Source organism: Emcibacter sp., from assembly GCF_048269205.1.
Classification (GTDB): domain Bacteria; phylum Pseudomonadota; class Alphaproteobacteria; order Sphingomonadales; family Emcibacteraceae; genus Emcibacter.
Map to the genome: position 1 here is coordinate 173,760 of NZ_JBLXJC010000002.1, position 17,484 is coordinate 191,243.

Sequence of the window (17,484 nt, forward strand, 5' to 3'; positions counted from 1 at the left end):
GAGATAAAGTAACCTTTGGATCGCATTTTGGTCTGGTCGGGCCTTTTCCTGCCTAGACTCCTCTGCTACTCTCCGCCCATGCTGTTCAAATCGATCGCCCCGAAAAAGCAGGCCCTGGTCAAGTTCATCCTGCTGCTTGTCATCCTGGTCGCTTATGTGGGTTACCTGGGCCATGAATATGGCCTCAGGCACGGCGGCATGGCGGCGCTTTTGACCTGGAGCTTCTTTGTGCTCTGTTCGCCGATCGCCGACGGCGGGTTTTTGCTGGATTTTCCACTCAGGCTGCTGTTCGGCATCCGCATGCTGACGTCGGAAATCGTGGTCTGGGTCGTCGCCATCGGCCTCAATCTCTATTGCCTCCGCTTCAGTCCGGAAAGTTTCGACACCACCCTGCTCACCAGGTTGCTGCATCACATCCTGATCCATCCCTGGCCCTATTGGGGGGTGATTGTACTTTCCTGCCTCGGCACCTTCCTGTCGATCCGCATCGGCGACGAGCTGATGGATGTGATCCACCATCACGAACGGGAATTTTTCCACAGCCACGCCTTCAAGCATGAGCTGATCATGCTGGCCTTTTTCGTCCTGGTGATTTTCGGTTATTACGAACTGATCGCCCAGCTTGGTATAGACAGCGGAAGCTGGTGAAGCCATAATCCCGGCTTATAGACTTTTGGGGAGAGACTTTACGGGGAGCATCCATGCTGAGACTCAAGCGACATCACGACCAGCCCGGCACAGCGCCCGGAACACTCAAGGCGCCGGACAGGAAACGAGTGGAGAATATCACCGTCGAGGTGATCCGCTATAACGAGGATGACTTCGAGGAAATCCCCCTGGAGCGGATTGAAGACTGTTTTAATTGCCGCACCCCGGGCCATGTCACCTGGCTCAATATCAACGGCCTGCATGACCTGGAGCTGATCCGCACAATCGGTGAGCATTTCGGCCTGCATGCCCTGGCGCTGGAAGACCTGCTCAATCTGGGGCAACGGCCAAAGATGGAACAATATGACGACCATCTGTTTGCCGTCTTCAAAATGATCAAAAAAGAATCCCCCGAGCAGGCGGAACAGGTCAGCATGTTTATCGCCCAGGACCTGGTCATTACTTTTCAGGAAATGGACGGCGATGTTTTTGAGCCGGTCCGGCAGCGCCTGCGCACCGGTAAAAACCGCATTCGTAAATGCGGAGCTGACTATCTTGCCTATGCGCTGCTCGACCAGGCTGTCGATGAGCTCTATCCGGTGCTGGAACGCTACAGCGAGAAGATTGATGATCTCGAAGAACAGCTTATGGACAAGCCCCGCCGTGAACATCTTGAGGCCGCCCACAGGCTGAAGCGCGAGCTGCTGGCCCTCAAGCGCATCATCTGGCCGGAACGGGAACTTGTGAACGCCCTGCTGCGCAGTGACCTGGACCTGGTCACTGATGATACCAAAATCTATCTTCGCGACGTTTACGACCACTGTATCCAGCTGGTTGATGTGACCGAGACCTACCGCGATATGACCATGGACCTGGTGGACCTCTATCTCTCCAGCGTCAGCAACAGCATGAACGAGGTAATGAAGGTGCTGACGGTGATTGCCACCATTTTCATCCCCATTACCTTTATCGCCGGCGTCTATGGCATGAACTTTAATACCAAGGCCAGTCCCTGGAACATGCCGGAACTGGACTGGATCTGGGGTTATCCCTTTGCCCTCGGACTGATGGGAATTGTGGTTGGCCTGATGCTTTATTATTTCAAACGGAAAAACTGGCTCTGATCCATGACCCTTGAACGTTCCCTGATTAACCTGCGCTATAATCTCAGAAGCCTGATCACCGGCCGGCTGTGGCTGCAGGTGATCCTGGCCATGATCCTTGGTGTGGCCTTCGGCATCCTGATCGGTCCCACCAGCGGCTATGTAAAGCCCGATCTTTCCGAAATGATCGCGAGCTGGGTCGCCCTGCCCGGCAAAGTCTTTTTGCTCGGCATCCAGTTCATCATCATCCCGCTGATCGTGGCCTCGGTCATTCGCGGCATCGCCGCCGGGGAAGCCACTGAAGATATCGGCCGGCTCGGCCTCAGCACCATCCTGTTTTTCCTGGTCACCACCATCATTGCCGTAGTGATCGGGCTTGGTGCAGCCCTGATCATCAAGCCCGGCGCCTATATCGACAGCGCCCTGCTGCAGTCGATCATTCCGCAAACTGCGCCCGTTGAGACCGGGGGCGGCGTCGCCAATGGCCTGCCCGCGGTCAAGGAAATCCCGGACCTGCTGACCAGCCTGTTCCCGAAAGATCCGCTCGCAACCTTTGTCAGCGGCAATATGCTGCAGACGGTGATCAGCGCCATCATCATCGGGGTCGCCATGCTGGCCATGGCCCCGGGGCAGCGCCGCCCGATCCTGGAACTGCTGGAATCCGTGCAGACCGTCTGCATGGTCATTGTCGGCTGGGTACTGAAATTCGTGCCCTATGCGGTCTTTGGATTGCTCGCCAGTATCGCCGCCCGGGTCGGGGTCAGCACCCTGCTTGCCGCCACAGTCTATGTGGCTACGGTGCTGATCGGGCTGTTGCTGTTGTTGCTGGTTTACCTGCTGATTGTCATGGTCATGGGCCGGATCGGCCCGCTCACCTTCCTCAAGGAAACCCGTGAAGTGATGCTGCTGGCGCTCTCTACCTCCAGCTCCGCCGCTGTCATGCCGCTGACGCTCTCCACCGCCGAGAAAAAGCTGGGGGTCCGGAGCGGCATCGCCCGTTTTGTGATTCCGCTCGGCACCACCATTAACATGGGCGGCACGGCGCTCTATCAGGGAGTCGCGACCCTGTTTCTGGCCCAGGTCTTCCAGGTGGATATCGGCATTTCCGGCATGATCCTGGTGGTGGTGATGGCGACCAGCGCCTCCATCGGCTCGCCCGGCACCCCCGGGGTTGGTATCGTCATCCTCGCCACCATTCTGGAAAGCGTCGGCATTCCCACGGCGGGCATCGCCCTGATCATGGGCGTGGACAGGATTTTGGACATGTGCCGGACCTCGGTCAATGTGACCGGCGATATCGCCGCCAGCATTACGCTGAACCGTCTTATCCCGGAGGAAGGGGACGTTAAGGCGGCGGTGCTTCAGGAGGCGACGGTGCCGGTGGATGACAAACCACTAAGTTAATAAACAACAAATATAAAGGGGATCGTTATGCATAAACCATTTCTCATCATTCTGGGACTTTTGGTTCTGGCCCTGCCTGTCGGAGCCGAAGAAACCACACCTGAACCTGCCCGGATCATGATCATGGGCACCTTTCATTTCTCCAACCCGGGCCGGGATATGGTCAAAAACAAGCAGATCAATGTCCTGGAAGCGGAAAATCAGGCCTATCTGGAACAATTGGCGGCCCGGCTCGCCGCCTTCAAACCGACCCATATCCTGCTTGAATATACCGCTGACCGGGATGGGGAGATGAATGACAAGCTCGCCCGATATCTGGCCGGCAAGGCAGGCTTAAGCGTCAATGAAAACCAGCAGGTCGGCTTTCGCCTGGCCAAAACAGCCGGGCTTGACCGGGTTTACGGATTTGACGAGCAGACCGTGCACTGGAACCCGGAATTGCTGATGAAGGAAATGCCGGAAAAGGCGCCGGAAACACAGGCCGCATTCAACAGCTTCATTCAGCAAATAACCGCGGATTTTGACCGGTTTCACAAGACATTGAGCCTGAAGGAGTTACTGCTCAAGATGAATGAGCCGGAACTGGACCGCATGAACAAGGATCTTTACCTGCTGACCAACGCTGTGGGCGCCGGGGAGAGCTTTTCCGGCGCGGATGCTGCGGCAAGCTGGTGGCACCGGAATTTCCGCATGTATGCCAATATCCAGAAACTCGCTGAACCGGGCGCCAGAATATTCGTCCTTGGCGGCCAGGGGCATACGGCAATCCTCAGGGATTTACTGGCCATTGACACTCGCCTGGAAGCAGTTGATGTGACCCCCTACTTCTAGGAGAAGTGCTGTCAGGCGATGCCGCCTGATTTTTTGTATTTCTTCATCTTCTTGAGCAGCATGTTGCGTTTCATCTGCGACAGGTAGTCGAGATAGACCACACCGTCGAGGTAATCCACCTCATGCTGGATCACCGTGGCGAGCCAGCCTTCGGCAGCAAGGGTCTGTTCCGCCCCCTCTTCGTCCAGATAGTTCACGGTAATTTTCTTCGGCCGGGTGACCTCGGCCGAAATACCGGGATAGCTGAGTGAGCCTTCCTCGAAGGTCTGTGTCTCTTCCGACTTCTCGATGATCACCGGATTGACCATGGCGAACGGTCTCTTCTCCCCGCCCTCCTGCAGATCGATGACGATCAGGCGTTTGAGCAGCCCCACCATATTGGCGCCAATCCCCACACCGCGCTCTGCATAGAGCACCTCGAACATGGCCTTAAGAAGGGCGCGTATATCATCATCGACCTTTTCCACCGCTACTGCGGTTTGGCGAAAGACGGGATCAGGGGCAAAAATCAGTTTCAATTGAGGCATTAAGAACTTCTTTTTTCTTTAATTGCTAAAAGGTTGCCAGCGATACTTCAAAACCGGTATAAACTATAGCAAAGCTATACCAGAGGAATTGGAAAATTCATGACTGTAAAATTGTACCATGGGGATCTTCCCGACGACATCAAGTTTTCCGGACCGGTGGCGGTCGATACAGAAACCCTCGGCCTGAAACCACACCGGGACCGGTTGTGCCTGGTTCAGCTGTCCGGTGGCGACGGCAGTGCCGTCCTGGTGCAGATTGCCCAGGATCAGACCAGCGCCCCCAATCTGAAAAAACTTCTGGAAAATCCCGGTCATGTGAAAATTTTCCACTATGCGCGCTTTGATATCGCCGTGCTGAAACACTATCTCGGCATCAATGTCAGACCGCTATATTGCACTAAAATCGCCTCCAAGCTGGTGCGCACCTACACGGACCGGCATGGCCTCAAGGATCTGTGCCGGGAATTGCTGCAGGTGGAAATTTCCAAGCAGCAGCAGAGCTCCAACTGGGGCGCCGACGAACTGAGCCAGGCGCAGCAGGAATATGCCGCTTCGGATGTGCTTTATCTGCACCGGCTGATGAACCGGCTGGACGTGATGCTGGAGCGGGCCGGACGCCGGGAACTTGCCCGGGACTGCTTTGAGTTCCTGCCGACCCGTGCCGATCTTGATCTGGCCGGCTGGGATGATACGGACATATTTGATCACAGTTGATAAAAAGCAGTGGACCTGAGGCAAAAAATCTTTTCCCCGATCCCTTTTTCTGCCATCTTCCTGACGGATACCATGTCAATCAGTGCAGAATGCCATACACTACAGTCTCTCCGGCGGTTACGGCCGGGGCCACGGGCGCGATATGAGTGAAAAAAAGGACATACACAGCGAATTACATGGTGAAAGCCATGCCGACCACCTGGAAAAGCTGATTCCGAAAAGCAGCGAGAGCTTTGAGGAAAGCCAGAAACAGGTCAAGCTGATCACTGTCCTGAAACGCTCCTTCCCCGTGATCACCGTTCTTTTTCTGGTCGCCCTGGTCCTGTGGCCGGTCTTCAGCACCAAGGAGGGCAGCTTCACCCTGGCCATCGACAGGCTGGAGAAGCGCGATGAAACCGCCAGGCTGATCAAACCCCGTTACGAGGGCAAGGACCGCTATAACAACCCGGTCAGGATATCAGCGGAAAGCGCTTTCCGGGAAACCAACGAGGCCAAGGATTATAATTTCCGTAATCTTTTGGCGGACATGTATCTGAAAACCGGAGACCGGATGACAGTAGAAGCCAGATCAGGCATTCTTGATGTCTCTGACCAGGTCATGACACTGGACGACGAAGTCCGCATACAATCGGATACCGGTTTCAGCATCACCGCCCATCAGGCTGAATTCCGGATCAATGACAAACTGGCCAGCGGCCATGACGGCGTTACGGGATCGGCGCCCTTCGGGTCCTTCACAGCCCGTAACTTCCAGGTCAATGTGGACGAGGAAACCGTCTTTCTGGAAGGCGACGTGAAAATGCACATCGACCCGCAGAAACCTCTTGAAACGCCGGACTTTTCCCGGCAGGACAAGGGAAACAACAATTAATCAGGCAATTCAGGTAAAATGATGATCAATCTTTCCTCCCTTCGACATAACGGCCCTGCCCTTGCCGGGACACTGACGGCGATCTCTTTTGCCCTGCTGCTGATGCTCTCTGCCCAGCCGGCTCTCGCCCAGGTTTCGGCACTCAAGGAGCACAACGTGAAGGAACCTGTGGATATCAGCGCGGACAAGCTCGAGGTGCGCCAGAAGGAAAATATCGCCGTTTTTGTCGGCAATGTTAAAGTTATCCAGGCCGACATGACCATGACCTCCGATCGGATCAATGTCTACTACGAAGCCGGCGAAAAGAAGGAACTTTCCTCTTCGATCACCCGCCTTGACGCCTCGGGCAATGTGACCGTCAAATCCCCGACCGAGGAAATTACCAGCAGCTGGGCGGTCTATGACCTTAGTGAGGGTATTATCACCCTTGGCGACCGGGTGGTCCTGAAAACCGAAGACGGTGAACTCAGGGGCAAAAAGCTGCGCCTGAACCTGGATACCGGCGTGATCAGCATTGAAGGACAAGATGCAAAGGACCGGGTCAAAGGCCAGTTTACCGTGCCGGACAAGTAGGCCCGGGCCGCCCGAAAAGCGCCAGAAAACAAAATTGCCTCCCTGTATTTAATTTTTATGGTAAATTTCCTATATCTTAAGGGGTGGAAGCAGCTTCAAAAAACCCTTTGTTAATCCCTTGTGGGGTACATAATGAGTATGGATCAGAATATTACGCCTATGTCCGGACAGTCCACAGTTGCACCGGCCACTCTTCTTCAGGAAGGGCTGGTTATTGACTGTATTGAAAAAAAGTACCGCAAGAAGATCGTCCTGCGCGGCGTCAGCCTTGAAGTGCACAAGGGCGAAGTGGTCGGCCTTCTCGGCCCCAACGGCGCCGGCAAGACCACCTGCTTCTATACCATCACCGGCCTGATCGAGCCCGATGCCGGCCGCATCCTTCTTGATGGCCATGACATAACCCGTATGCCCATGTATCGCCGCGCCCGGCTGGGCATCGGCTATCTGCCGCAGGAAGCTTCCATCTTCCGGGGTATGACGGTAGAGGAAAATATCTGGTCGGTTCTGGAAATTTCCGAGCCCAATGAAAGCAAGAGACTTGAAATGCTGGAGGAACTGCTGAGTGAATTTTCCATCCAGCATATCCGCCAGTCCCCTGCCCTTGCCCTGTCAGGCGGCGAACGCCGTCGGGCGGAAATCGCGCGGGCCCTGGCGACCCGTCCCAGTTTCATGCTGCTGGATGAACCATTTGCCGGAATTGATCCGATCGCCATTGCCGATATTCGTGATCTGGTCTCACACCTGAAAGACAGGGGTATCGGCGTGCTGATCACGGATCATAATGTAAGGGAAACACTGGACATCATCGACCGGGCCTACATCATCCATGACGGTAACGTGTTGATGACGGGGACACCGCAAGAAATTGTCGCCAACGAAGATGTTCGTCGTGTATATTTGGGAGACAGATTCAGTCTGTAAGGTAGGGTAGAACATATGGCTTTAACGCCACGTTTAGAGCTTAAACAATCGCAGTCGCTGGTGATGACACCCCAGTTGCAGCAGGCCATTCGCCTTCTGCAATATTCCAACATGGAATTGGTAGACTTTGTGATAGACGAGGTCGAAAAAAATCCCCTTCTCGAAATTGGTGAGTCCGGCGAGCAAGCCCCAACAAAGGGCGAAAACGAACCGGGTGAGCAGGAAATAAACGGAACCGACGCCGACAGCGTTGCAAGCTCTGATGAATATCTGTCCCGGGACAACGCGCAAAACGGCGATTCCGATGCCCCGCTGGACACGGACTATGAGAATGTCTTCAACAATGACACCCCCTCTGACGAGCCCCTGATCAGCCATGGCGACAGCCTGAGCGTCAGCGGCGGCGGAATGACATCAGGTGGAAGTTTCGAGGATATGGATTTTTCCCTTGAACAGCGGCTTGGTGAAAGCGCGACACTGCGTGATCATCTGGAAGATCAGCTCAACATGATTATTCTTCCCCCCAATGACAAACTGATCCTGCAATATCTGATTGGCATGCTGGATGAATCTGGTTACCTGAACGAGGAAGTCGAGACGATCGCCGAGCGGTTTGCCTGCTGCAACGAGGAAATCGAACGGGTCCTGGCCATTGCCCAGACCTTTGACCCTATCGGGGTTTTTGCCCGCAACCTTTCCGAATGCCTGAAAATCCAGCAACGTGAACTGGACCGGCTTGACCCGGCCATGGAAGCCTTGCTTGACAATCTGGAGCTATTGGCCAAAAGGGACTTCAACACCCTCAAGCGCCTGTGCCAGATTGATACGGAAGACCTCAGGGACATGATCGAGGAGATCCAGGCCCTGAATCCCAAGCCCGGCACCCTTTTCGGCGGCGAAGTGGTCCAAACCGTTATCCCGGATGTGTTCGTGCGAAAAAGCCCCAAGGGGGAATGGTTTGTGGAACTGAACAATGACACCCTGCCCCGCGTCCTGCTCAACAACAGATATCACACCGTTGTCAGAAAACAGGCGCGCAACAGGGAAGAAAAGGAATATCTGGCCGAATGCATGGCGTCAGCAAACTGGCTGGTCAAGGCACTGGACCAGCGTGCCAGAACCATTCTCAAAGTATCAAGCGAGCTCGTACGCCAGCAGAGTGTATTCTTTGAAAAAGGAATCAAATATCTGCGCCCGCTGAACCTGAAAACAATCGCTGAGGCCATCGACATGCATGAAAGCACCGTGAGTCGGGTCACGGCCAATAAATATATCGCCACCAATCGCGGTATATTTGAAATGAAATATTTCTTTACTACGGCAATTTCTTCCATGGAGGAAGGCGATGTACATTCCGCAGAGGCGGTAAAGCACGCCATTAAGTCCCTGATTGATGCAGAAAGTCCGAAGAAAATACTTTCAGATGACAAACTTGTGGAACTTCTCAAAGGAGAAGGCATTGATATCGCGAGAAGAACAGTCGCAAAGTACCGTGAAGCCCTGAATATTCCCTCTTCCATTCAGAGGCGCCGGATGAAGAATTCCGCTTTGTAGACTATCGGGACAGAAAATTAGACAGACGGCATTTTCTGTACCGAAAAATGTGACCCGGAAGGGACGAAATTGTTTTTTTGTTGCTCATTCCGGGGGAAGCAGGGTCAAAACTTGACAAAGTACCAAGTTAACTCTAACTTCCGCGGCCTTGAACTGATATATTTCGCAAGGCACTTTCCAATATGCTGTCTGAGAAGGATCTGAGAAAAGCATGAGAATCGTTGTTACAGGGAAACAGATCGATATTGGCGATGCACTCCGCAGTCACGTGGAAGCCAACCTTGACGGAAGCGTCAATAAATATTTCGATCAACCCATTGAAGGCACCGTGACCTTTTCGAAGGATGCACATCTCTTTCGGGCAGACTGCCATGTACACCTTGGACATGGTGTGGACCTGCAGACCCACGGTGACGCAACCGATATCTATGCCGCCTTTGACTCCGCTGCAGACCGCATGGAGAAAAGATTGCGCAGATATAAACGGCGCCTGACCAATCATCATAGTCAGCGCGCCAACGGCCAGTCAATGATCCCGGCCCAGTACAATGTACTGGCAGCCGAAGACGAAGGTGAAGAAGAGATTGAAGACGCCCAGCCCGCGATCGTGGCAGAGACGGAAACCTATATTCCGGAAGTCACGGTCAGCGAAGCGGTCATGAGGCTTGATCTCGGAAACCTTCAAACGCTCATGTTCCGTAATTCGGGACACGGGCGTATGAATGTGGTCTATCGCCGGGCCGATGGAAACATCGGCTGGATCGACCCAAAAGAGGAATAACAACAAGAAGTGATCCGCATGGATATTGTTGATTTAATAAGTCTGGAAACAATCATTCCGGATATGAAAGCGACAAGCAAAAAACAGATTTTGCAGGAACTCGCAAGCAAGGCAGAAAAGGTGTTGAACAGACCATGCCACGAAGTCGTGGATGTTCTGGTCGAACGCGAGAGGCTTGGTACCACGGGCGTGGGGCATGGCGTTGCCATTCCGCACGGTAAAATCCCAGGGCTGGATCGCCTGTACGGGGTGTTTGCCCGTCTGGCCCAGCCGGTGGATTATGACTCTCTGGATGGTGAACCGGTGGACCTGATCTTCATGCTTCTGGCACCGGAAGCAGCTGGAGCGGACCATTTGAAAGCTCTGGCCAAGGTCTCCCGTCTGCTGCGTGATAAATCCACCTGTGAAAAACTGCGAGGCTCCGAGGGCGGTGATGCCATACACGCCATTCTGACCGCCACAAGCAAGAATTCAAACGCCGCCTGACCGGAAAACCCGTTACGGTACAGAGAAAAGACCTCCTGCGATGATCCGCAGGAGGCCTGTCTTTTTTCACTTTTGACGAAGGGGTGTTTATTCCACCTCTTCATCCACGGCTTCGTCCTCAGGGATATCATTGCTGGAAAGCTTCGACGGGGCCTCACGGGACTCATGCATCAGTTTCCAGACGATATTGTCGGCCTTCTTCTTGTCATCTTCTTCTTTGACATCGGCAGCCACAACTGCGGGCTTTTGCTTTGTCTCTACAGGCTTCTCAGCCTCAACGGATTTTTCTGCTTCTGCAGCAGCAGGAGCTTTTTCTGCTTCCGCAGGCGCTTCAACGGGACCGTCCTTGATCATATCTTCAAGTTTTTCAAACGGCTTTGCCTTTTCCACGTCGGTTTCCGGCAGTTTTCCTTCCGCACTCATCGGCGGACGCACCCAGCAGTCGGTGCCTTTTTCCCTGATTTTCTTACAAGCTTCATTGGCCTCCTCGAAGGACGTCAACGGACCTGCATTCAGGCGATAATAGAAGCCGCTCGGCTTTTTGCCTTCGCGGTTGCCAAAGTCCACCTCGGAACGACGCGGCTCAAGATGACCGATAATATCGAAATATTTCTGCTTCAGCCTTTCCCAGCCCGGACGCAGTTCCTCTTTTTTACGGTAGGCGGCAATCTGCAGAGCCCAGCCTTCCGGACCAAGCAGAGCCGGCACTGAAGGATCTTCTGCCGGTTCAGGTTCTGGTTCCGGTATCACCTCGACAACCGGTTCGGGAACTTCCTCCACCAGGCGTGCAACAGTAATATTGCGGGTCAGGCTGTCATCCTCGAACACTTCATTGGCCGGGGCGGCTGTGTCTGTTTTCGGCTCGACCGACTGGTTCAGGACAGATGCAAATCTGCCGTCTTCCGGCATACTGGCCAGAACACGGAAATAATTCATGTTTTCATTGGACAGTTCCGGTCCGCTGTCGATGGACAGCAGGCGGGACGCCATCATCTCGTTACCGGCAAGGGCATAGGCCATGGCCAGATTCTGACGATGGTTTGCACCGGCATCCTTATGCTGGGCAGCCTGTTTCAGAATATGTATTGCCTCGTCATGACGGGATTGCAAGGCCAGGGAAAGACCATAATTATTCAGAAGTTTCAGATTATCCGGGTCAATTGCCAGACCATCCCTGTAAACTTCCAGGGCGGCCCGGTTGTTGCCCTGCATTTCCATAGCCAGCGCCAGACTGGAAACGGCCCCCACATCAGTCGGTGCGAGCCCGACGGCGGTATTAAGGACTGGAACCGCCATTGTCGGCCGGTTAAGGGCAATATAAGTCTTGCCCAGCCCTTTCAGGGCGTCAAGATTCTCTTCGTTGATGTTCACAGCCTTCTGAAAGGCTTCGGCGGCTTCCTGATACTGACCGGTGGCACTCAGGGACTCTCCAAGACCGACGAGCGGTTCTGAATCGAATGGATGCCATTTATGGGCCCGTCGGTAAAGGGGAAGGGCTGCATTATAGTCGCCTTCGGCAACCATTTCATTTGCCAGTGACAGGAAGCTGTTGTCGCGTCTGGTGGCAGCTTCCCGAACCTCTGCCGCAGAGGCAGTTTTCATGGACGCCTTGTCGGCAGAACTCTTCTGGTAGTCTGCTCCACCTGTACAGGCAACCAAAAATACCGGCACGGCAGCAGTCGCCATAAGTTTTGCAATTGTGATCTTTTTCATACCAGTCCCTTTTCCAATTCATTTATCATCTGTCAAACCGCTGACTATTCGGTCAGACAGGAACAATTAGTGCCGCAAGATTCACCGGTTTCATGCGCCAGATACTGATCGAGTGCGTCTGTCAGCACTTCCTGGCAGCTCTTGCGCGTATGCGCAGAATAAAGCCTCAACTTGAGATGATCTTCCTCGGTCATCCGCAGGGTCATCGCAATGCGCTTTGCCGTTCCGGCTTTCTTCTTAGTGGCTTTTTTTGTTGTCTTCTTCGCGGCCTTTTTCGGGGCCTTTGTGACAACGGCGTCAGTTTTCTCACGACGCCCGAAAAACTTTTCTGCAGCGGCAGGAGCCGGCCGTTCATCAGTCGGCACTGTTCTTCCGCCCTGAAGTTCGGATAGTTTCCTTACGGATTCGATAGAGTTCTCAAGGGCTTTATTGCTTGCAATTGCAGTCCGGTTTTCCTCGGCGGTACCACCCTCGTCCACACGTTCGAACCTGTTAATTGCCGGCATCGCAAACTTTGGCGCTGCCGGACTGGGAACTGCCTGCCCCTTTCGCGCAAGAAGCGCGCCTGTGAGTCTTGCTTCCTTTTTCATCGTTTCTTCCCCACTCTTTTTATGCCTGAACCTGCCGGCGGCCAAATCCGTGGGATTGGGCCGGGGCACGTCTCTGGGCTGCATTATTCTGGAATACGGTACGACGGAAATTCTTTTCAAGACGATCGTTGATATAGTCCCAGAGATCAGCAATTTCCTTGGCTGATTTTGAGTCCGGATTTACTTCCATGACGGTACGCCCGTCAATCATGCTGGAGGCATAGTCCGTCCTCTGGTGCAGCGTCACAGGTGCAACAGTGCCATGTTGTGACAGGGCAATGGCCGCGTCACTTGTGATTCTCGCGCGGGCAGAAGCGCCGTTGACCACGAACATAAACGGTTTGTCTGTCCTGTCAGCAAGTTCCACGGTTCCGCCGGCGGCCCGCAGGTCATGGGGGCTGGGTCGTGTCGGAATAACAATAAGGTCAGAAACAGCAATCACGCTCTGGATCGCCAGAGTAATAGCCGGCGGGGTATCAATGATTGCCAGCTTGAAGCCTTGTGAGCGTAGCTCGTCCAGATCCGTAATCAGTCTTGATACATTGGTCTGGGCAAAGGCCGGTGTCGGTGCCTCGCGCTCGTTCCACCATTCGGTAAGGCTTCCCTGCGGGTCGGTATCCACCAGAACCACAGGTCCCTCGCCAGCCAGCTCGGCCTGGACGGCAACATGGCCGCTCAGCGTGGTTTTACCCGATCCGCCTTTCTGTGATGTAAATGCCAAAACTCGCATAATTGTTCCAACCTTGTTTGATGTTTATAATTGCTGCTATAGTGCAAAATCCCTGTGGGAAAATTAATTTTTCTATACCCGTACAGTTAATCATTTTGCCTGTCAGGTATTAATAAATAGTAAAGTGAATGGCAAAATTTTAACTACTAACTATTTATAAATACAGGGAAATTACATTGTTTTTTATGTATTAGACTTCCACTATGGGGGCTTGGGTAACAAGTTAACGAGAATGAAAAAAACAGTCATCATTTTGCCATTTCTTCTGGCGGCACAGATTAATCCCAATATTACAGTTGCCTCCGCTACCGTCTCCGATGGTGTCGCTGCCTACGAAGCCGGTGACTATGTTCGTGCCCGAGAGGAATGGCTCCCCTACGCCGCCCTTGGAAATCCCAATGCGCTTTATAATCTGGGGCAGCTCTACCGGATGGGACGCGGGATCGAACAGAATTACAAGAAAGCGGAAGAATACTATCTGAGAGCGGCGGAAAAAGGTCATGTTGGTGCCCAGCGTAATCTGGGAACCCTGCATTATTTTGGTCGGCTGGGACAGATTGACATGGAGCAGGCTTATAAATGGCTGTACCGTGCGGCAGGTAACGGCGATGCCCGATCCCAGTATATTGTTGGCACCATGTATTACAACGGACAGCATGTGGCCCGGAATACAACGGAGGCCTATGCCTGGATTCATTTGTCCGCCGAGCAGGGCATCCGCGACGCCCGCATGGCACAGGACAAACTTAAGACCCATCTGGACTCCCGTATCATTCAGGCGGCCCTGGCCAGGGCCCCGGGCCTTGTCGGATCATACAGGGTGGCTGATGACAGGGACCTGATGGTTGACGGCCAGAGTGAGCAGGACAATGAAGAGACCGCCGCACTTGCTCTGCCGGCAGAGGAAAAAGCCGCAACAGCCGTTGCCGAAAAGACCGAAACCCTCACAAGCACGCTGCCCGCCGAAAGTTCGGCGCAGCCTGACATCATGGCGTCTGACAATTTCCGTGTCCAGGTGGGCTCTTTCAGGTCCGGAGAAGAAGCGGACAGAACTCTTGCCCGCCTGAAGGAAAAACACGCGGACCTGATCGGCGATCACGAAGCAGTTGTTCAGATTGTCGATATCAAGGACAGGGGTATTTTCTACCGGCTGCAGCTAAGGCCCTTTGAGAGCAGGGAAACCGCTAATGACCTCTGCGCGCGACTAAAGGAAAATGGCATCGACTGTTATTCCCTGAAAACGCCGCCTCAGTCCTAAGCTGCCTCATTCAGCTCAACCGGAACCAACCCGCGGACCGAATTACCCACAAAGATCTTTTCGGCCCGCCGTAGATCTTCGGGCACAAGAACCCTTTCCTCGACCCTGCCCTCTTCCAGCAGATGACGCCTAAGGGTACCGGCCAGAAGACCGGCGGAGACCGGCGGGGTATAGAGCTTGCCCTCCAGCTGCACAAACAGATTAGTGAAACTGCCCTCAGTAAGCTCGCCCCGTTCGTTTTGGAAAAGAACCTCGAAACAGCCCCTGTCACGGCGCACCCGGGCAAGTTCCGTATCATAAAGGTCCCGGGCCGTTGTTTTGTGATAGAGCAGGCTGTTCCCGCTGTCCGCCATCTGGCCCGAAAGGCAGACATGCAGCCGTTCATCGGATTGCATGGGAGCCGTTTTTTCACAAGCAACCGACCATTGCCCCCCGGAGGATAACAACAGCCTGACGCGCCAGGGGTGCCTGTCATCCAGATAGTCTGCAGTCTGTTCCAAATCACCCGTGATAGCCTCGCGGTCACAGGGAAAACTGAAATAGGCGGCCGATTTTTCCAATCTGTCCATATGCAGGGCCAACAGGTGAAATCCTTCATCTTTTGTCCACATCATGGTCTCCAGAAGGTCGAAGTCTTCCTGCTTTCGGGTCAGGAAGCTTGCCTTGAGCAGGCATTCCTCATACTCGGCCCCCGCCTCGGAATCCGCCACAATACCACCGCCGATCCCCAGCTGCCCCCGCCCCTGTTGGTCAAGGATAATGGTTCTGATCGGTACATTGAAACAAAGGTCTTTATCCGAGGTGATATACCCGATGGCACCGGTATAGATACCGCGCGGCCCGCGTTCCAGTTCATGAATGATCTCCATGGCCCTGATTTTCGGTGCACCGGTGACCGATCCGCAGGGGAACATGGCTTTCAATAAATCCGTTACCCTGACATCGTCCCCAAGACGCGCCTCGACGGTCGAGGTCATCTGCAACAGGGTGCGGTATTTTTCCACGTCGAAAAGGCTGTTCACTTTGACCGACCCGGGTTCGGCCAGACGAGACAGATCATTTCTGATCAGATCAACGATCATCAGATTTTCAGCCCGGCTCTTTTCGTCATTCTGCAGGAAGTGCGCAAGTTCACTGTCTTCCTCCAGCGTATGCCCGCGACGGATCGTTCCTTTCATGGGTCTGGCCAGCAGCCGGTTTTCCCGTTTCTCCAGAAACAGTTCCGGACTGAAGGACAGAACGTCATACTCCCCTGCTTCGATAAAGGCCCCGTAGGATACAGGCTGTGCCCTGCGCAGTCTGGCATAAAGGGATCTGCTGGAACCTGAATAGTCGAAAAGCGCCTTCAGGGTATAGTTCACCTGATAGACATCCCCGGCCCGCAGATAGTCATGAATACGGGCAATATCCTGAAGATATTCGTCGCGGGAAATATTGAGGTGCAGATTTTCCACTTCCCCTTTACCCGCCACATCCTGCCAGATCTCGTCGGCGTCCGAAGAGGAAACCGTTCTGCGACCGGCATATACCCCCATACAGAGAAGGGGTACCTCCAATGCTTTCGGTAGCAGGGGCAGAAGGCGTTCTTCCAGGGCCAGCCCGGTTTCATAACTGATAAAACCGGCCAGATGTTTTCCCGCCGCCAGCGCCTCTTCCATACTGTCAAAAGCTGACGCAAGTTCATCTGGCGTACGGGCAACAATTAATCTTTCCGGTTTTTCGTAGGCATAGGAAATCCGGCCACCGGTCCGTTCCAGACTATCGTCAAGAAAGACACTGAACTTGCTGTTTTTCTCTTTTGGCGGTTTTCCCGGCATCGACACCAGATCCTGGTTTTCCAGTCATATTATTGAATTGCTGCGTTCGGCAATAAGTCATAGGTGATCTTTGCAGCAACAACAATAACCAATTCCGCAGACCGGGAAAAACCAGAGAAAAAATATTTCCGCCGGAACGCCCGCAATCCCGGCTTTACAGCCTAGGATTGTTTGAAACGGTGACTATTTAGTGGCATATGCACAGGACATATGCTATGTGGTCGAACACAAAATATGCGCATGAAGCATAGATAAATTTTGAATGACTAATAAGGCTCTGAGGGATCTAGTATAGTGTCAAAGAATATGTTCGAGACGTCCGGGAAATCTTCCCGGGTAGAGAAAATTGCCCATGAAATTGTTCAGGGAATCCATAACGGCAGCCTGGTTCCGGGCCAGCGCCTGGTCGAAGCCGTACTCACCGCTGAACTGAATACCAGCCGGGGTCCCCTGAGGGAAGCCCTGCGCCTGCTTTCCGCAGCAGGGCTCGTGGAACTCGTCCCGAACCGGGGTGCCGTTATCCGCAAGATGAGCCGCGAGGAAATAATCCATCGTCTGCAACTTGTAGATGTTATGGGTGCCATGGCAATTCGCGAATATGTACCTTCTTCCATTGAAAGAAAGAAACTTATTCCCCTGATTGATGAAAAAGTTTCCGGCGGGGAAGCCGTTCTCCAGTCGATTATGAATTTCTACAGTCAGCTTGCCGAAAGCGGGAACAATACCGCTCTGGCAGAAATGTTGGCACGTTTGAATATCTGCCATTTTTCAAGGCACGTCATGCATGTACTGAAACTGGACGCGGCTGATTTCTGGGAAGATTTCCGGGATGCCGGCCTCTCCCTCCTTGACGGCAACCGGGATGACGCCCTGCAGAAACATTCTGCCTGGGTCAACAAGGTGATCTCCTACGCCTGACAATTCCACTTGTCCGCACTGAAGAAATGATTTTCCTGTTGCCTG

18 protein-coding genes are annotated in these 17,484 nt (G+C 53.7%); 13 read left to right on the forward strand and 5 right to left on the reverse strand.

The genetic code is table 11. The features are described from left to right. Positions 1–78: 78 nt before the first annotated feature. The 4 genes from ACN0YD_RS09550 to ACN0YD_RS09565 are packed head-to-tail and all read left to right on the forward strand — an operon-like array spanning position 79 to position 3,986. Positions 79–648 carry a hypothetical protein gene (locus tag ACN0YD_RS09550; protein WP_417319189.1) on the forward strand — a complete coding sequence of 190 codons (570 nt, stop codon included), beginning with the start codon at positions 79–81 and terminating at the stop codon, positions 646–648. Between the two features lie 53 nt (positions 649–701). After that, positions 702–1,772, forward strand: coding sequence for a magnesium/cobalt transporter CorA (gene corA, locus ACN0YD_RS09555; protein ID WP_417319191.1), 1,071 nt, complete (start codon positions 702–704; stop codon positions 1,770–1,772). A gap of 3 nt (positions 1,773–1,775) precedes the next feature. Next, entirely contained in the window at positions 1,776–3,155 is a 1,380-nt protein-coding gene (locus tag ACN0YD_RS09560) for a dicarboxylate/amino acid:cation symporter (RefSeq protein WP_417319193.1), read from the forward strand. A gap of 27 nt (positions 3,156–3,182) precedes the next feature. Then, positions 3,183–3,986 (forward strand): DUF5694 domain-containing protein, encoded by an 804-nt coding sequence (locus tag ACN0YD_RS09565; RefSeq protein WP_417319195.1) that lies wholly within the window; start codon positions 3,183–3,185, stop codon positions 3,984–3,986. 11 nt (positions 3,987–3,997) lie between these two features. Here ACN0YD_RS09565 and def read toward each other — a convergent pair whose 3' ends face one another. Continuing rightward, positions 3,998–4,513 carry a peptide deformylase gene (gene def / locus ACN0YD_RS09570; protein WP_417319197.1) on the reverse strand — a complete coding sequence of 172 codons (516 nt, stop codon included), beginning with the start codon at positions 4,511–4,513 and terminating at the stop codon, positions 3,998–4,000. Between the two features lie 99 nt (positions 4,514–4,612). On the opposite strand from def, the gene ACN0YD_RS09575 reads away from it, so the two are divergent. From ACN0YD_RS09575 to ptsN, 7 genes are all read left to right on the forward strand, one after another. After that, complete coding sequence (locus ACN0YD_RS09575; protein ID WP_417319199.1) at positions 4,613–5,227, forward strand: ribonuclease D; 615 nt, start codon at positions 4,613–4,615, stop codon at positions 5,225–5,227. A gap of 142 nt (positions 5,228–5,369) precedes the next feature. Beyond that, positions 5,370–6,098, forward strand: a complete 729-nt coding sequence (lptC, locus tag ACN0YD_RS09580; RefSeq protein ID WP_417319201.1) for an LPS export ABC transporter periplasmic protein LptC — start codon at positions 5,370–5,372, stop codon at positions 6,096–6,098. 18 nt (positions 6,099–6,116) lie between these two features. Continuing rightward, complete coding sequence (locus ACN0YD_RS09585) at positions 6,117–6,671, forward strand: LptA/OstA family protein (RefSeq protein ID WP_417319203.1); 555 nt, start codon at positions 6,117–6,119, stop codon at positions 6,669–6,671. A 159-nt stretch (positions 6,672–6,830) separates the two neighbouring features. After that, complete coding sequence (lptB, locus tag ACN0YD_RS09590) at positions 6,831–7,592, forward strand: LPS export ABC transporter ATP-binding protein (protein WP_417320201.1); 762 nt, start codon at positions 6,831–6,833, stop codon at positions 7,590–7,592. Positions 7,593–7,607: 15 nt separating this feature from the next. Continuing rightward, on the forward strand, positions 7,608–9,146 hold the full coding sequence (rpoN, locus tag ACN0YD_RS09595) for an RNA polymerase factor sigma-54 (RefSeq protein ID WP_417319204.1): 1,539 nt from the start codon (positions 7,608–7,610) through the stop codon (positions 9,144–9,146). A gap of 211 nt (positions 9,147–9,357) precedes the next feature. Continuing rightward, positions 9,358–9,927 (forward strand): ribosome hibernation-promoting factor, HPF/YfiA family, encoded by a 570-nt coding sequence (gene hpf / locus ACN0YD_RS09600; RefSeq protein WP_417319206.1) that lies wholly within the window; start codon positions 9,358–9,360, stop codon positions 9,925–9,927. Between the two features lie 18 nt (positions 9,928–9,945). After that, entirely contained in the window at positions 9,946–10,413 is a 468-nt protein-coding gene (gene ptsN / locus ACN0YD_RS09605) for a PTS IIA-like nitrogen regulatory protein PtsN (RefSeq protein ID WP_417319208.1), read from the forward strand. 87 nt (positions 10,414–10,500) lie between these two features. Here ptsN and ACN0YD_RS09610 read toward each other — a convergent pair whose 3' ends face one another. From ACN0YD_RS09610 to ACN0YD_RS09620, 3 genes are read right to left on the reverse strand one after another with little or no spacing between them, the layout of a single operon-like run. Beyond that, complete coding sequence (locus ACN0YD_RS09610) at positions 10,501–12,126, reverse strand: tetratricopeptide repeat protein (RefSeq protein WP_417319210.1); 1,626 nt, start codon at positions 12,124–12,126, stop codon at positions 10,501–10,503. 44 nt (positions 12,127–12,170) lie between these two features. Further along, positions 12,171–12,716, reverse strand: coding sequence for a hypothetical protein (locus ACN0YD_RS09615; protein WP_417319211.1), 546 nt, complete (start codon positions 12,714–12,716; stop codon positions 12,171–12,173). A gap of 19 nt (positions 12,717–12,735) precedes the next feature. Beyond that, positions 12,736–13,446, reverse strand: a complete 711-nt coding sequence (locus tag ACN0YD_RS09620; RefSeq protein ID WP_417319212.1) for an AAA family ATPase — start codon at positions 13,444–13,446, stop codon at positions 12,736–12,738. 232 nt (positions 13,447–13,678) lie between these two features. On the opposite strand from ACN0YD_RS09620, the gene ACN0YD_RS09625 reads away from it, so the two are divergent. Beyond that, positions 13,679–14,704: an SPOR domain-containing protein gene (locus ACN0YD_RS09625; protein ID WP_417319213.1), complete on the forward strand. Its 1,026-nt coding sequence runs from the start codon at positions 13,679–13,681 to the stop codon at positions 14,702–14,704. Here ACN0YD_RS09625 and ACN0YD_RS09630 read toward each other — a convergent pair. Beyond that, positions 14,701–16,521 carry an aminodeoxychorismate synthase component I gene (locus ACN0YD_RS09630; RefSeq protein ID WP_417319214.1) on the reverse strand — a complete coding sequence of 607 codons (1,821 nt, stop codon included), beginning with the start codon at positions 16,519–16,521 and terminating at the stop codon, positions 14,701–14,703. The genes ACN0YD_RS09625 and ACN0YD_RS09630 overlap by 4 nt on opposite strands. A 294-nt stretch (positions 16,522–16,815) precedes the next feature. On the opposite strand from ACN0YD_RS09630, the gene ACN0YD_RS09635 reads away from it, so the two are divergent. Continuing rightward, complete coding sequence (locus ACN0YD_RS09635) at positions 16,816–17,439, forward strand: GntR family transcriptional regulator (RefSeq protein WP_417319215.1); 624 nt, start codon at positions 16,816–16,818, stop codon at positions 17,437–17,439. Positions 17,440–17,484 lie beyond the last annotated feature (45 nt).

Bases quoted from the DNA above. Each gene is read 5' to 3' on its own strand.
- ACN0YD_RS09615 (WP_417319211.1), bottom strand. From the start codon at position 12,716: ATGAAAAAGGAAGCAAGACTCACAGGCGCGCTTCTTGCGCGAAAGGGG.
- hpf (WP_417319206.1), top strand. From the start codon at position 9,358: ATGAGAATCGTTGTTACAGGGAAACAGATCGATATTGGCGATGCACTC.
- ptsN (WP_417319208.1), top strand. From the start codon at position 9,946: ATGGATATTGTTGATTTAATAAGTCTGGAAACAATCATTCCGGATATG.
- ACN0YD_RS09565 (WP_417319195.1), top strand. From the start codon at position 3,183: ATGCATAAACCATTTCTCATCATTCTGGGACTTTTGGTTCTGGCCCTG.
- ACN0YD_RS09620 (WP_417319212.1), bottom strand. From the start codon at position 13,446: ATGCGAGTTTTGGCATTTACATCACAGAAAGGCGGATCGGGTAAAACC.
- def (WP_417319197.1), bottom strand. From the start codon at position 4,513: ATGCCTCAATTGAAACTGATTTTTGCCCCTGATCCCGTCTTTCGCCAA.
- lptB (WP_417320201.1), top strand. From the start codon at position 6,831: ATGTCCGGACAGTCCACAGTTGCACCGGCCACTCTTCTTCAGGAAGGG.
- ACN0YD_RS09550 (WP_417319189.1), top strand. From the start codon at position 79: ATGCTGTTCAAATCGATCGCCCCGAAAAAGCAGGCCCTGGTCAAGTTC.
- ACN0YD_RS09560 (WP_417319193.1), top strand. From the start codon at position 1,776: ATGACCCTTGAACGTTCCCTGATTAACCTGCGCTATAATCTCAGAAGC.
- ACN0YD_RS09630 (WP_417319214.1), bottom strand. From the start codon at position 16,521: ATGCCGGGAAAACCGCCAAAAGAGAAAAACAGCAAGTTCAGTGTCTTT.
- lptC (WP_417319201.1), top strand. From the start codon at position 5,370: ATGAGTGAAAAAAAGGACATACACAGCGAATTACATGGTGAAAGCCAT.
- ACN0YD_RS09575 (WP_417319199.1), top strand. From the start codon at position 4,613: ATGACTGTAAAATTGTACCATGGGGATCTTCCCGACGACATCAAGTTT.
- ACN0YD_RS09585 (WP_417319203.1), top strand. From the start codon at position 6,117: ATGATGATCAATCTTTCCTCCCTTCGACATAACGGCCCTGCCCTTGCC.
- ACN0YD_RS09625 (WP_417319213.1), top strand. From the start codon at position 13,679: ATGAAAAAAACAGTCATCATTTTGCCATTTCTTCTGGCGGCACAGATT.
- corA (WP_417319191.1), top strand. From the start codon at position 702: ATGCTGAGACTCAAGCGACATCACGACCAGCCCGGCACAGCGCCCGGA.
- ACN0YD_RS09610 (WP_417319210.1), bottom strand. From the start codon at position 12,126: ATGAAAAAGATCACAATTGCAAAACTTATGGCGACTGCTGCCGTGCCG.
- rpoN (WP_417319204.1), top strand. From the start codon at position 7,608: ATGGCTTTAACGCCACGTTTAGAGCTTAAACAATCGCAGTCGCTGGTG.